Source organism: Neglectibacter caecimuris, from assembly GCF_034335015.1.
Taxonomy (GTDB): domain Bacteria; phylum Bacillota; class Clostridia; order Oscillospirales; family Acutalibacteraceae; genus Acutalibacter; species Acutalibacter caecimuris_A.
Genome location: NZ_JAWXXK010000002.1, coordinates 181,163 through 194,933, shown reverse-complemented (window position 1 = coordinate 194,933; position 13,771 = coordinate 181,163). Strand labels below are relative to the sequence as shown.

Sequence of the window (13,771 nt, the reverse complement as noted above, 5' to 3'; positions counted from 1 at the left end):
GGCTATCACAATGGAAACCAATCGTAACGATCAGCAGCTCGAAAAAGAGCAGCTTTCCGCGGAAGCGGAGCAGAAGGAAACCGCGCAGCCGGAGCCCGCTCCGGAAAGTCCGGTAGAGCAGGCTGTGGAGCCTGAGGAAAACAAGGAAGCGGAAAAGGCCGCCCCGAAGCAGAAAAAGAAAAGAGGCGGACTGTTCAAAAGCAATAAATTCAAGCGCGGGGGCATGGCCACCGTCATGTCCGTTGTATTTATCGCCATTGTTGTGGTGATCAATATTTTGGTGGGGCTTCTGACAGAGCGGTTCCCCTCTTTGAACTGGGACCTTACCGCCGATAAGCTCAATACCCTTTCCGACCAGGCTATTGACATTGCCAAGGGCATAGAGCAGGAAACTACTATCTATCTGATCGGCGAGGAAGAGGCGTACCGTAAGGATCGCCTGTACAGCTCCTACGGCCTGGAATACAGCCAGGTATCGAACCTGGCGGAAAAGCTGCGGGAGGTCAATTCCAAAATTTCCGTGGAATTTATCGACCCAGATACGAACCCCGGCTTTATCAGCGAATATCCCGAGGAAAACCTGACCTCCGGCACGGTGTTGGTGAAAACCGAAAAGCGGCACAAGCTTTTGACCGCCTCTGATTTGTTTACCGTGCGGAATAACCAGAGCACCTATCAGACAGAGACCTATTCCAAGGTAGACAGTGCCCTGGCGGGAGCATTGGAGATCGTGAACCTGGAAACAATGCCTGTGGTCACCATGGCCACCGGCCACGGGGAGCTTCTTACCGACGACGTGCTGGGCAGCTTTGAGGAGCTGCTGGAAACACAGAATTTTGAAGTGAAGAGCATTGATTTTCTCACCGAGGAGATCCCGGAGGAGACCCAGCTTTTGATGATCCCCACCCCCTCTACCGACTATGCTGAGGAGGAGATCCAAAAGCTTCGGGAATATATCGACGATGAAACCCATTCTGGCCAGCGCTCTCTGCTGGTGACCTGTCACGCTTCCCAGGGAAGTCTGCCCCGGCTTCAGAGCTTTTTGGAGGAGTGGGGGATCCAGGTGGGAGAAGGCGTGGTAGCGGAAACCGATTCTTCCCGGGTGGCCCTGCGTAATGCCGGCTATGTATTGGTAGATCCCTCGGAAAATCTGCTCAATGAAAACACCTATAACCCCCTGGTGTCTGCGGCCAGCCGTCCCCTTTCTCTGCTGTTTGAGGCAAACGGGGACGTGGTGATGACAGAGTCTCTCTGGACTACCGCCGCCAGCGCTTATGTGGCCACCGAGGATATGACGGAGGCGGATATCGCCACCCTGGAAACCTCTCAGCAGTCTGTAGCCTGCATCGCGGAAAAGCGCCCCAGAGTAGATGGTGAAGAAGCTCGTCGCAGCCTGGTGGTATTCGGCTCCTCCTATGTCTTTACCGATACCTTTATGAATACTACCGCCTTTGGCGACAAAAACTATGTTTCAGATCTGCTGGGATACTGTACCGGCACAGACGGAAGCCAGGTGTCCGTATCGACTCAGCAGGTACCTACCAATACTCTGGACGTAGCGGCTTCTGTCAGCACTGTGAATCTGCTGGGCCTGGGTGTGTTTACTGTGGGCCTGCCTCTGGCGATCCTCATTGCGGGACTGGTGATATTCCTGAAGAGGAGGCACCTGTAAGCCTATGAAAAAGACCGGAAGAAATATTTTGATCATGCTCCTGGTGCTGCTGGTTTTGGGCGGCGTTTCAGCCTGGCTGTTTTTAGTTCCTTCTCAGGAGGAAGCGGAAAACAGTTCCTCCGCCCCCTCTTCTCAGGTTTCCTCCGCTGCCGGAGAGACCCTGGTGGAGCTAAAGGCGGAGGACGTGACTTCGATTTCCGTGAAAAACCAGGAGGACAGCTTTCAGTTCGTTTCCCAGGGAGAGGATTTTTCCCTGGAGGGGTATGAGGATTGCGACCTGAATACCACCATGATCTCCAGCAGCGTGGGGAACCTGCTTTCCATGACGGCCTCCAAGAACCTGGGTTCTCAGGAGGATCTGAAGGAGTTCGGGCTTTCCGGGGAAGCCGCCGTGGAGGTGGAGATCAGCCGGAAAGACGGAACAAAGGAAAAGCTTACCCTGGGCGGCAAGGCGGGAGAATCCGCCGGGCGGTATGTCCTGAAGGACGGAACCGTTTATATTGTCGCCAGCATATCCGAACAGCTTTACGGAGGAAAATTTGAATATTTCAGCAGCTACCTGTATTCTGTGGCGGAACGCACCTCTGTAGTCACAGCCGAGGACGGCACGGAATCCACCGAAACGCTGCCGGATATTTTATACAGCCTGAAGCTTTCGGGTACAAATTATCCGGAGCCGGTGGAGATCAAATACGATGAAAGCGTGACCAGCGGATATTTGATGACCGCTCCCGTCAAGGCGGAGTCCGGCTCCAACGGGCTCACCACGCTGTCTGAGGGTGTAAAGGCCCCCACCGCCCTGGGCGTGGCGGCCGTGCATCTTACCGATGAGCTTTTGGAGGAATACGGCCTTTTGGAGCCCGCCGCCAGGATAGAGTTTACCCTGAACGCGGATACCCATACCATGTCTGTGAGCAAGGCCGATCCCGACGGGAACCGCTATCTTCTGCTGGACGACCGGGACGTTGTGTACCGGGTGGCGAAAAGCGCGGTGGAATCCTGGGCGGAGATCCCTCTGCTGAAGCTGCGCATGAGCTATATCTGGCTGTCGAACATCAAGGACGTAAAGAAGCTCTCCCTCACGGCAAACGGCACGGACTACCGGTTCGATATGACCAGAACGCTGAACGAGGAACAGTCTACCGAGGATTCTCCTCAGTATGACCTGGCGGTAAAGAACGCCGCCGGGAAGGAAATTTCCTATGATGACTACCGGAGCTTCTATCAGGATCTGATCAGCGTGGCGGTGCTTTCCACAGAAACAACAGAATTTTCCGGGACTCCGCTGTTCCGGGTGAGCTACGGCTATTTTGACAATTCCGAGGAAAACGTCATAGAGTTTTACCCTGCGGAAAACGACAGATGCGTTGCCGTGCTCAACGGGGAGTTTAACGGCGTGGTACGGAAAAGCGAAGTAGAAAAGCTGGCCTCCCGGCTGGCTGAGGTGCACGGATAAGAAAACTTTTAGAAAAAGGCCGCGGGACGATTCTGGCGGGTGATAAAACCGATGGACGTCTTTTCCACGGCCTTTCTCATTTTGGAAGGAGGGTTCGCAAAATGAACTATGGAAAGAAGCTTCTTTGCGTGATGCTGTGCCTGCTTCTGATCACCGCCGCGTTTCAGGGCTGCTCCCGCGGGAAGGACGCGTCCTCCCTTACGTCCTCGCAGCCGGTTTCCTCGGAAACGGAGAAAGCCGCCTATACCATCGGATTGCTTCAGTTTATGGAGTACCCCTCCTTCAATACGGTTCGGGAAGCCTTTATGAGCCGTTTGGAGGAATGGAATTGCGATGAGAGCCTGGTGAAGATCGATTACCAGAACGCCGGCGGCGATGAAAAGAAGGCGGAGGAGCTCTGCCAGAAATTTGTAAAGGACAAGGTGGATCTGATCGTGGCCATCTCCGACCCGGCGGTCAATGCCGCCGTTTCCGCCGTAAAGGGTACTGAAATTCAAGTGCTGGCCGCTTCGGCGGAGGAGCTGGGCTCTCAAAATGCTCCGGCAATGGAAGGAAATGTGACCGGCGTTTTGGGAAAGTCCACTGTTTCCGCCGTGATCGACCTGGCATTGCAGGGAAATCCCGCGCTCAAAACGCTGGGACTGCTGTATGATCCCCAGGAGCCTGTTTCCAAGGCCCAGGCGGAGGAAGCAAAGAAATATTGCGGAGAAAAGAACCTTGCGGTAGAGGAAGTAACACTTTCCGTCACCGCCAAACAGGAGGAAGCGGAAAAAGCTGTTTCTGACCTGTGCGGAAAGGTGGACGCGGTATTTACCCCCATCAGTACGGGAACGGGAGCCCTGTCTGGAACGATCTCCAAGGCTATGCTTCAGGCGAAAAAGCCCTGGTACGCAGGCACCGACGCTCTGGTACAGAGTGGGGCCCTGGCGGCGGTGAGCTTGGATTACGGCGAGCTGGGGCGCCAGGCCGCCGACTTGGCGGTACAGCTGGTAGAGGGAAAGCCTGTTTCTCAGATTTCGGCAGTGAATTTAACTGAGCACCGCACCTATGTAAACCAAACTACTCTGGACGCCATCAAGGCCGTTTTCCCCGAAGAGATTTTGGGAAGCGCCCATTTCTACGCGGGCGGTACGGAGCAGTAAGAAAAAAAGAATTTCAAGGAACGCCTCGGCTTCGGGGCGTTTGTTTTTTTATCCCCTTTTGAGAAATGCGCAGAGAAAAAGCCATGCGGCCTCAAAGCCATACGGCTTTGGGGAACAAGGGAAATGTGCCCCGTGATTTCTTTCAGCTACGGTATGCCGTAAGGCAGGAAAGCAAAGAATAACAAGAAAATCTTGAAAAAGCCCTTGCTGCTCCTCTGTGACTTGCGTTTTTAGAGCTTTTTTAAGAAAAAATTCAAAACCGCTCTTGAAAAGTGAAATTTCCTCTTTACTTTTTGCGAAAAGTCAAATTGAAATGTTGAGTTGTTGCCCGAAAAGTGAACTTGATATTTGAGAAACGAAACATTGTTCTTTCCTTTTCCTGAAAAATGACCTGAAATTCCCTTTTCCCGTTTTGCATTCCACAGGAAAACGGACAAAACGATTTTCCCGTTTTCTTAGGGATAAACTCCCAATTCGTGCAAATACTACCCTTGCAGGTGACCAGGGACAAGCGGAAAAGCGGCAAGATGGGTCCGGTGGGAGCCGCGAAATTACTTTAGGCAACCCCGCACAAAGACCGGCCAGAGGCCTTTGTACACAATTTGCTTGCACATTTTCCGTCATAGCACACAGCTTTCGTTTGCCAATCGCAAGATTGGCTGCACTCAATCTGTGCACTCTGACGAAAAATCTGACTGCACAACTTGCGCACAATCTTTGTGCGGTGCTGCCTTTATTAAACCTTGCACGAAAGGAATGAAAAATATGAAAGCAACGGGAATTGTCAGAAGGATCGACGATCTGGGAAGGGTGGTGATCCCCAAGGAGATCCGCCGCACGTTGAAAATACGGGAAGGAATGCCCATGGAGATCTTTACGGACGTCTCCGGCGAGGTGATCCTGAAAAAATACTCTCCGGTGGGAGAAATGTCCCAGTTGGCTTCCGCCTATGCGGAAACGCTGGTCAATTTGACCGGGCACGCCGCCGCCATTTGCGACACCGAGCAGATCATCGCCATCGCGGGGCCGGCGAAAAAGGAGCTGCTGCATAAGCCCGTGGCGCCCCAGCTGGACGAGCTGATCCAGGGCCGCCGGAATTTTGTGACCGCCGGGGAAAATACCGTGCTGGTCTGCAAGGAATTCCCCGCAGCGGCATTGGCTGTGTTTCCAGTGGTTTCCGTGGGGGACGCCATGGGCGCCGTGGTGCTTTTGAAGGGGGAAAAATCCCCTGCCAGAGTCAGCGGGGAAGCAGTGGAGAGCCTAAAAGCCGCCGCCATGTTCCTTTCCCGGCAGTTAGAGGCTTAAGCACTTTAAGACGTGGTACACAAACAACGGCGCGCAGGGTTAGAAAGACCTGATCAGAGGAGCGGCAAAATTACTCAGCCGGCGTGCCAACCTCCGAGTGTGATCGATCCGGCGCTTCCCTCAGGCTCCGAACCGGGAGCTTTGGAGAAAAAATCAAGGGAAATCCAGAAAAACCCTTGATTTTCAGGAAGTGCGGTGCTATAATCACTCATGGTAATAAGGTGACGATGAAAGAGTGGGGCGACCCGCTCTTTTGTTTACTTATTGGAAAGGAAGAGATGTGCTTGAGCCCCGACAGCAAAAAGAAAAGCACGGCGGAGCGTGTATGGGATATGGCGGAGCCCCTGGCAAGGGAGCTGGGCCTGTCCATCTGGGACGTACAGTTCGGGAAGGAAGGCGCAGACTGGTATCTCCGCGTTTTCATCGACAAGGAGGGCGGCGTGTCCATTGACGACTGTGTGGATATGACCCATGCCTTAAATCCCGTGCTGGATCGGGAGGACCCCATTCCCCAGGAGTACATGCTGGAAATTTTCTCTCCGGGCTGGGAAAGAAAGCTCACCCGCCCGGAGCATTTTCAGGCCTATCTGGGGAAGCCCCTTCGGGTAAAGCTAATCCGCCCGCTGGAAAACGGTGGAAGGGTGTTGGAGGGAATTCTGCTTCGGGCCCAGCCGGGAGGAGAATTTGAGCTTCAGCTGGACGAGGAAACCAGCGTGACCCTGGAAAAAAAGGAATGTGCCGCGGTGAACGTCATAGAAGAGCTGTAAAGTCTGTATTCATCGGTGAAATATAAGCTCTGAAACGCTCAATAGAAAGAACGGGCCTTGTAACGGAACCGGTCAAGGCCGGAGAAAAGGAGAGAACTATACCATGGCAAGAAAAAAGGAACCCGAAAAGCAGGGAAATGAAGAGCTGTTTCTGGCTCTGGAGCTGCTGGAAAAGGAAAAGGGGATCCCGGCGGAATTTATGCTGGATAAGATCAAAAAGGCCATTTCCACCGCCTGCAAAAACAATTACGGAAATGAGGACGTGGAGATCGAGATCGACCCCGCCTCCGGAAAGTTTGACGTGTTTTTGAAAAAGGAGATCGTGGAAGAGGTGGAGAACCCCAACCGGGAGATCCTGCTGGAAAAGGCAAAGGAGGATAACGCCGCCGCCGAGGTGGGGGGCTTTGTCCGCCTGAAGCTGGACACCAAGCAGTTCGGCCGGGTGGCGGCCCAAACCGCCAGAAATATTATTCGCCAGGGGATCCGTGACAGTGAGCGGGGCCAGATGATGCAGGAGTTCCAGAGTAAGCATCAGGAGCTGGTCAGCGGTCTGGTGGAGCGGGTAGATATGAAAACCGGCGCGATCACCCTGCGGATCGGCAAGGCGGAGGCCGTGCTGCCGAAAAACGAGCAGATCGGTGAGGAAACCGTGCGCGAAGGCGACTACATAAAGGTTTATGTAGTGGACGTTCGGGAAACGGAAAAGGGGCCCAAGGCCATTATTTCCCGTACTCACCCCGATCTGGTGAAGCGCATGTTTGAAACAGAGGTGCCGGAGATCTACGACGGCACCGTGGAGATCAAGGCGGTTTCCAGAGAGGCCGGCTCCCGCACAAAGCTTGCGGTGCTCAGCCACAACCCCGATGTGGACGCGGTGGGCGCGTGCATCGGCGCCAGGGGCGCCAGAGTTTCCGAGATCGTAGATGAGCTGGGCGGAGAAAAGATCGATATTGTGGAATACAACGAGGATCCCTGTGTGTTTATCGCGGCGGCGCTTTCTCCCGCCAATGTGATCTCTGTAGAGGTGGCCGAGGACGGCTCCCGTTCCTGCAAGGTCACAGTGCCGGACAACCAGCTTTCTCTGGCCATTGGCAACAAGGGACAGAATGCAAGGCTGGCTGCCAGGCTGACGGGCTGGAAGATCGATATCAAGCCGGAGAGCGGCTTTTTCGGAGAAGAATGAGAAAACGGCTCCTAAAATGAAGTGAGCAAAGGGAGGGATCACTGTGCGTCCGAAAAAAATACCGATGCGAATGTGTACCGGCTGCGGCGAGATGAAGCCGAAAAAAGAGCTGGTGCGGGTGGTGAAGGCCCCGGAAAAGCAGAATGAAGCCGGGAATCCCCTTCCCCCTGAGATCTCCCTGGATCTCACAGGAAAAAAACCGGGCAGAGGCGCCTACCTGTGCAGAAACCCGGAATGCCTGCGGGCGGCCCGAAAAGCCCGGCGGCTGGAGCGCGCTTTTTCCTGCAAGATCTCCGATGAGGTTTACGAGCAGATGGAGAAGGAGATCGGGCAGGATGGAGAATAAGGTACTGTCCCTTTTGGGGCTTGCGCGGCGGGCGGGAAAGCTGGAATTGGGCTTTGACGCCGCCGCTTCCACAGCCAGAAATCAAAAGGCCCGGCTGCTTTTGGCAGCGGAGGACATTTCGGAAAAAACCTTTAAAAATTTACGCTATGAAGGGGAACGGGCGGGTGTGCCCGTTCTGCGGCTGAAGACCGGCATGAAAGAAACAGGCCAGGCCTGCGGCATCAAAAGAGCCGGAGTGCTGGCGGTAACAGAGCAGGGCTTTTCTGAGGCGCTGAGAAACGCGATAGAACAAAGACCGGAAGAGAAGGAGGAACGATCCTATGATGATTAAATACAGAGTACGGGAAGTTGCCAAGGATCTGGATATTCCCAACAAAGAGGTGATAGACACCCTGGCGGAGTATTTTACAGAACCGAAGAAGTATATGACTGTGCTGACGGAAGAGGAATTGGACATAGTGTTCGAAACCTTTACCCAGAAAAGAAACCTGGAAACGCTGGATACCTATTTTGCGGAGCGGGAGCAGGCACAGCCCGAGCCGGAGATCACGGTAGAGGCGGAACCGGTTTCCGAGGAGCCGAAAAAAGCTGTGCCGGAGCAGAAGGATTCTCCGGCGGAGAAAAAAGCTCCCGCGGCAAAGCCGGGAGAAAAGGCCCCCGTCCGCCCTGCCGCGGAGGGAAAGCCAAAGCCCCAGGAAAAGGCCGCTCCCGCTCCGGTGGTAGAGCATTCGCAGCCGGTGCGCAGGGTCATCGATACCCGTTCCTCCAATGTGAATATCGACCGCTACAATGAGAAATATGATCGCCTGGCCGATCAAAAGGTAAAAACGGACAATGTGGTGACAAAGCAGAAGTTCATGAGCCGCAACCAGCAGCGCCGGGGACAGCAGCGCCGTGGTAAGCGGGAGACGGAGGCCGAAAGACTGCGGCGTATTGCCCAGGAGCGGAAGGCAAAGCATATCACCATCGAAGTGCCTGAGGAGATCACCGTGGGCGAATTCGCCCTGCGGCTGAAGGTAACGGCCCCCGAGGTCATTAAAAAGCTGATGGCCCTGGGCGTGTTCGCCACCATCAACGACACCATCGATTTTGACACCGCTGTGCTGGTGGCCGATGAATTCCATGCCAGAGTGGAAAAAGAAGTCGTTGTTACCATCGAGGAGCGTATTATTGACGACAGCGAGGATGACGAGGCCAATCTGGTGAGCAGAGCCCCCGTCGTTGTGGTCATGGGCCACGTAGACCATGGCAAGACCTCTATTTTGGACGTGATCCGCCATTCCAACGTGACCGAAGGGGAAGCCGGCGGTATCACCCAGCATATCGGTGCTTATCGGGTAAAGGTGGGCGACCGGGACGTGACCTTCCTGGATACCCCTGGCCACGCCGCGTTTACCACCATGCGGGCCAGAGGCGCCCAGGTCACGGATATCGCCGTGCTGGTAGTGGCCGCGGACGATGGCATTATGCCCCAGACGGTGGAGGCCATCAACCACGCCAAGGCGGCGGGGGTCTCCATCATTGTGGCCATCAATAAAATGGATAAGGTGGGCGCCAACCCCGAGCGGGTCAAGGAGCAGCTTACCGAGCATGGCCTGGTGCCGGAGGATTGGGGCGGAGAAACCCCCTGTATCCCCGTTTCCGCTCATACCAAGGAAGGCATCGGCGACCTGCTGGAAATGATCATTCTCACAGCGGATATGATGGAGCTGAAGGCCAACCCTGAACGCGCCGGAAAGGGCACGGTGGTAGAGGCCCGTCTGGATAAGGGCATGGGCCCCATCGCCACAGTCCTGGTGCAGAACGGAACCCTCCATGCCGGAGATATCCTGGTAGCCGGCACCACTGTAGGCCGGGTGCGCTCCATGATGGACGACAAGGGCAGAAAGGTGACGGAAGCCGGCCCCTCTGTGCCTGTGGAGATCACGGGCCTGAACGATGTGCCTGTGGGCGGCGATATCTTCAACGCCGTTTCCGATGAGCGCCTGGCCAGAGAGCTGGTGGAGCAGCGCCTGACCGAGCAGAAGGAAGAAACCTTCCGTTCTCAGACCAAGGTGACGCTGGATAACCTCTTCGACCAGATGAAGGAAGGGGACATGAAGGAGCTGAAGATCATCGTCAAGGGCGATGTGCAGGGCTCTGTGGAGGCGGTGCGCCAGTCCCTGGAAAAGCTCACCAACGAAGAAGTTCGTGTCAATATTATTCACGGCGCGGTAGGCGCCATCAATGAAAGCGACGTCATGCTGGCCAACGCCTCCAACGCCATTGTGGTGGGCTTCAATGTGCGCCCCGACCCGGTGGCCGAGGAAAACGCCAAGCGGGACGGCGTGGATCTGCGCCTGTACCGCATCATCTACGATTGCATCGAGGAGATCGAATCTGCCATGAAGGGCATGCTGGCGCCCAAGTACCGGGAGATCTCCCTGGGCAAGGCCGAGTGCCGGGAGACCTACAAGATCTCCAACGTGGGCATCGTTATCGGCGGCCATGTGACCTCCGGCAAGATCACCCGCAGCGCTCTGGTGCGGGTGGTGCGGGACGGCATCATCGTGGCGGACGACAAGATCGCCTCCCTGCGCCGGTTTAAGGACGATGTGCGCGAGGTGGCCGACGGCTACGACTGCGGGATCACCCTGGAAAAATTCTCCGATATTAAACAGGGGGACATTTTGGAAGCCTATGAGATGGAGGAGTACCGCGATTAAACTGGACGGAAAAAAGGTTTCGCAGTATGAAATACTGCGATTCTCCTTCGGAGAACCACCTTTTTTCAGTGCCTTACGGGTACACTGATCCATGGAAGCTGGTGTTCTGGAATTCATGGACTGGACGGAAAAAAGGTTTCGCAGTATGAAATACTGCGATTCTCCTTCGTAGAACCACCTTTTTTCAGTGACCCACGGGTACACTGCCGGTAATGTTTTTAGAATCCTGAGAGATGAAAGAGTATAGATGCCAGTTGTTAGAGAATAAGAAGGAGCTAGTATGCCGAGCTATAAAATCGATCGGGTAACAGAGGACGTAAAACGGGAGCTTTCCGCTATTTTGCGGGAGGTGAAGGACCCCCGGGTGAAGGATTGCTTTTTGAGTATCGTGCGGGTGGAGGTCACAAACGACCTTTCCTACTGCACGGTCTATGTGAGCACCATGGAGGGAATGGAGCAGACCAAAACGGCGGTAAAGGGCCTGAAGTCAGCGGCGGGGTATATCCGCCGGGAGTTGGGAAGGCGGCTTTCCCTGCGCCATGTGCCGGAAATGCTCTTTAAGGCTACCGATTCCATTGAATACGGCGCCCATATTTCCCGGCTTCTGAACGATTTGGAGCTTCCCGCCGAAGAAACAGATCCCGAAAAAGGGGACGAAACGCTATGATGGATTGCGCGAAAACAGCGGCTCTCCTGAAGGGCTGGGACCGTGTTTTGATCCTGAGCCACGCTTCCCCGGACGGAGATACCCTGGGTTCTGCCTGCGCTCTGATGGGGGGGCTCATTTCCCTCCAGAAGCAGGTGGATTTCCGCTGCGCGGACGAAATTCCCCACAAATTTGACTATCTGTTTCAGGGGCTTTCCCTGGGCGGCTTTGTCCCGGAGCATGTGATGACAGTGGACGTGGCGGATCTTGCCCTTTTAGGTTCGCTGAAAGAGGAATATGAAGGAAAAATAGAGCTTGCCATTGATCACCACGGCACCCACAAGCCCTTTGCGGAAAATTGCTGGGTGGAGCCGGAAAGCGGCGCCACCGCGGAAATGATCTGGCTTTTGCTGAAGGAACTGGGTGTGCGGGCGGACAAGGCCACGGCAAGCTGCGTTTACACAGGCATCACTACCGATACCGGCTGCCTGCGCTATCGCAACGCCACCCCCCGCAGCTACCGCATTGCGGCGGAGGCCATGGAAGCGGGAGCGGACGCGGCGGAAATCAACCGAATGATGTGGGAAAGCAAGACCCGTGCCCAGATGGAGGCGGAGCGGCTGGTACTGGGAGATCTGGAATTTTTCTGTGAGGGGAAATGCGCTCTCGTTCAGGTGCCGCGCTCTGTTTTGGAGAAAACCGGAACAACAGACAGCGACCTGGAGGGGATCGCCGCTTTGCCCCGGCAAATCGAAGGCGTGCTGCTGGGCGTGACTGTCAAGGAAAAAGCGGACGGCACGGTGAAGGCTTCTGTTCGTGCCAATCCCCCGGCGAACGCGGCGGCGGTCTGTGAAAAATTCGGAGGCGGCGGACACACGGGAGCGGCAGGCTGCTCCTTTCCCGGCCTTTCCCTGGCGGAAGCGGCGGAAAAGCTGAAAGCGGCCTGTGAGGAAGAGTTATTAGTTGTAAGTAATTAGTTGTTTAGAAAGGGCATAGCCTTCCAGTTTGTCATTCTGAACCGCCCTTTGGTTTTTGTTCAGCAAAGACAAGAGAAACCTGTCGTTTTTACCCCTTTCTAAATCAGACTTCCCTCACGATGAAATGTTAAAAAGGAAAGCGGTTGCCATGAACGGAGTATTGATACTGGACAAGCCCCCGGAGTTCACCTCTTTTGACGCGGTAGCGGTGGTGCGGGGGCTTACTCATGAAAAAAAGATCGGGCATACCGGCACCCTGGACCCTATGGCTACCGGGGTGCTTCCTCTGCTGCTGGGCAGGGCGGCCAAGGCGGCGGACCTGCTGCCGGATACGGAAAAGGAATACCGTGCAGGCTTTTGCCTGGGCCAGCAGCGGGACACCGGGGATATCACAGGGGCCGTGACGGAAACGGACAACACCCCAGTTTCCGCGGAGCAGCTGAAAGCCGCCATGGAGCGCTTTCGGGGAGAAATCGACCAGATCCCGCCCATGTATTCCGCCGTGTCTGTGGGCGGAAAGCGTCTTTATGAGCTGGCCCGCAAGGGAATCGAGGTGGAGAGGAAGCCCCGAAAAATTACCATCAGCCGTCTGGAGCTTTTGGAATATGACGAAAAGAAGCGGGAGGGCGTGCTGTTGGCAGCCTGCTCCAAGGGCACTTATATTCGGGTGCTCATTGAGGATATCGCCGGGGCGGCAGGCTCCTGCGGTACCATGACCGCCCTACGGCGTACCAGAGCCTGCGGCTTTTCAGAAGCGGACGCCGTTTCCCTGGAAGAACTGAAAATGCAAGCGGAAAGCGGCGGCTTGGGAAGCGTTCTGCGCTCCACGGAAAGCCTGTTTGAGGAGTACCCGGCGGTGATGGTCAGCCCAGCCCAGGCCGCCCGGTTCTGTAACGGCGGCGCTCTTTCCATGAACCGCCTGAAGCTGCCCCGCATCGCCCTCGCCGAGGGAACGCGCCTGTGCGTCTATGAAGCCGGCGGCCGCTTTTTAGGCCTGGCAAAGGCGGCCCCCCAGCAAGGCGAGCTGCGATTTTTGAAATTGTTTTGCTGAATTAGATACCGGGCGGCGACACAGGCAGGGGCAGGTACTATGAAGAATGAGCAATGAGTAATAAAGGGCGAGGGCACAAGCGTTGCCTGCACCGCTCGATAAATTATTGTTTAGCACTCAGTTTCCCACTGTCATTCTGAGGAACGAAGTGACGAAGAATCTCGTCCTTATTTCCAAGGCAAGAGGGCAAAGAACGAGATTCTTCACTTCGTTCAGAATGACAGTTGGAAAGTGAGCAAGTAACCGCCAAATTCCAATTTATCACCCTGCCAATGGTCGGGTCGGAAACTGGCTTTCCGTACCAAGCCGCTTCACGAGTGGCCGCGGCGCCTCGCCGCCAAATTCCAATTTATCACCCTGCCAACGGTCGGGTCGGAAACTGGCTTTCCGTACCAAGCCGCTTCACGAGTGGCCGCGGCGCCTCGCCGCCAAATTCCAATTTATCACCCTGCCAACGGTCGGGTCGGAAACTGGCTTTCCGTACCAAGCCGCTTCACGAGTGGCCGCGGCGCCTCGCCGCT

Annotated in this window: 12 protein-coding genes; all 12 read left to right on the top strand. The window is 55.4% G+C overall.

The window, feature by feature from the left end; all coding sequences use genetic code 11:
- Positions 1-10: 10 nt before the first annotated feature.
- Positions 11-1,672: a DUF7088 domain-containing protein gene (locus U8T64_RS02975; protein WP_322180811.1), complete on the top strand. Its 1,662-nt coding sequence runs from the start codon at positions 11-13 to the stop codon at positions 1,670-1,672.
- Between the two features lie 4 nt (positions 1,673-1,676).
- Positions 1,677-3,128 (top strand): DUF4340 domain-containing protein, encoded by a 1,452-nt coding sequence (locus U8T64_RS02970; protein ID WP_322180808.1) that lies wholly within the window; start codon positions 1,677-1,679, stop codon positions 3,126-3,128.
- A gap of 101 nt (positions 3,129-3,229) precedes the next feature.
- Positions 3,230-4,270, top strand: coding sequence for an ABC transporter substrate-binding protein (locus U8T64_RS02965; RefSeq protein ID WP_322180806.1), 1,041 nt, complete (start codon positions 3,230-3,232; stop codon positions 4,268-4,270).
- Between the two features lie 765 nt (positions 4,271-5,035).
- Positions 5,036-5,575 carry a stage V sporulation T C-terminal domain-containing protein gene (locus U8T64_RS02960; RefSeq protein ID WP_322180804.1) on the top strand — a complete coding sequence of 180 codons (540 nt, stop codon included), beginning with the start codon at positions 5,036-5,038 and terminating at the stop codon, positions 5,573-5,575.
- 284 nt (positions 5,576-5,859) lie between these two features.
- Positions 5,860-6,342, top strand: coding sequence for a ribosome maturation factor RimP (gene rimP, locus U8T64_RS02955; RefSeq protein ID WP_322180802.1), 483 nt, complete (start codon positions 5,860-5,862; stop codon positions 6,340-6,342).
- Between the two features lie 103 nt (positions 6,343-6,445).
- Positions 6,446-7,525: a transcription termination factor NusA gene (nusA, locus tag U8T64_RS02950; protein WP_322180800.1), complete on the top strand. Its 1,080-nt coding sequence runs from the start codon at positions 6,446-6,448 to the stop codon at positions 7,523-7,525.
- A 43-nt stretch (positions 7,526-7,568) separates the two neighbouring features.
- A complete protein-coding gene (gene rnpM / locus U8T64_RS02945; protein WP_322180798.1) occupies positions 7,569-7,871 on the top strand; it encodes an RNase P modulator RnpM in 303 nt (100 codons plus the stop codon).
- On the top strand, positions 7,861-8,202 hold the full coding sequence (locus tag U8T64_RS02940; RefSeq protein ID WP_322180796.1) for a L7Ae/L30e/S12e/Gadd45 family ribosomal protein: 342 nt from the start codon (positions 7,861-7,863) through the stop codon (positions 8,200-8,202). Before rnpM ends, U8T64_RS02940 begins: the two co-directional genes overlap by 11 nt.
- Complete coding sequence (gene infB / locus U8T64_RS02935) at positions 8,192-10,576, top strand: translation initiation factor IF-2 (RefSeq protein WP_322180794.1); 2,385 nt, start codon at positions 8,192-8,194, stop codon at positions 10,574-10,576. The genes U8T64_RS02940 and infB overlap by 11 nt, the downstream gene beginning before the upstream one ends.
- Positions 10,577-10,856: 280 nt before the next feature.
- Positions 10,857-11,243: a 30S ribosome-binding factor RbfA gene (gene rbfA / locus U8T64_RS02930; RefSeq protein ID WP_322180792.1), complete on the top strand. Its 387-nt coding sequence runs from the start codon at positions 10,857-10,859 to the stop codon at positions 11,241-11,243.
- A complete protein-coding gene (locus tag U8T64_RS02925) occupies positions 11,240-12,199 on the top strand; it encodes a DHH family phosphoesterase (protein WP_322180790.1) in 960 nt (319 codons plus the stop codon). Before rbfA ends, U8T64_RS02925 begins: the two co-directional genes overlap by 4 nt.
- A gap of 148 nt (positions 12,200-12,347) precedes the next feature.
- Positions 12,348-13,250: a tRNA pseudouridine(55) synthase TruB gene (truB, locus tag U8T64_RS02920; RefSeq protein WP_322180788.1), complete on the top strand. Its 903-nt coding sequence runs from the start codon at positions 12,348-12,350 to the stop codon at positions 13,248-13,250.
- The last annotated feature ends 521 nt before the right edge of the window (positions 13,251-13,771 follow it).

Excerpts from the sequence above, each read along its gene's own strand:
- U8T64_RS02975 (WP_322180811.1), top strand. The coding sequence starts at position 11 with ATGGAAACCAATCGTAACGATCAGCAGCTCGAAAAAGAGCAGCTTTCC.
- U8T64_RS02970 (WP_322180808.1), top strand. The coding sequence starts at position 1,677 with ATGAAAAAGACCGGAAGAAATATTTTGATCATGCTCCTGGTGCTGCTG.
- U8T64_RS02965 (WP_322180806.1), top strand. The coding sequence starts at position 3,230 with ATGAACTATGGAAAGAAGCTTCTTTGCGTGATGCTGTGCCTGCTTCTG.
- U8T64_RS02960 (WP_322180804.1), top strand. The coding sequence starts at position 5,036 with ATGAAAGCAACGGGAATTGTCAGAAGGATCGACGATCTGGGAAGGGTG.
- nusA (WP_322180800.1), top strand. The coding sequence starts at position 6,446 with ATGGCAAGAAAAAAGGAACCCGAAAAGCAGGGAAATGAAGAGCTGTTT.
- U8T64_RS02940 (WP_322180796.1), top strand. The coding sequence starts at position 7,861 with ATGGAGAATAAGGTACTGTCCCTTTTGGGGCTTGCGCGGCGGGCGGGA.
- infB (WP_322180794.1), top strand. The coding sequence starts at position 8,192 with ATGATGATTAAATACAGAGTACGGGAAGTTGCCAAGGATCTGGATATT.
- rbfA (WP_322180792.1), top strand. The coding sequence starts at position 10,857 with ATGCCGAGCTATAAAATCGATCGGGTAACAGAGGACGTAAAACGGGAG.
- U8T64_RS02925 (WP_322180790.1), top strand. The coding sequence starts at position 11,240 with ATGATGGATTGCGCGAAAACAGCGGCTCTCCTGAAGGGCTGGGACCGT.
- truB (WP_322180788.1), top strand. The coding sequence starts at position 12,348 with ATGAACGGAGTATTGATACTGGACAAGCCCCCGGAGTTCACCTCTTTT.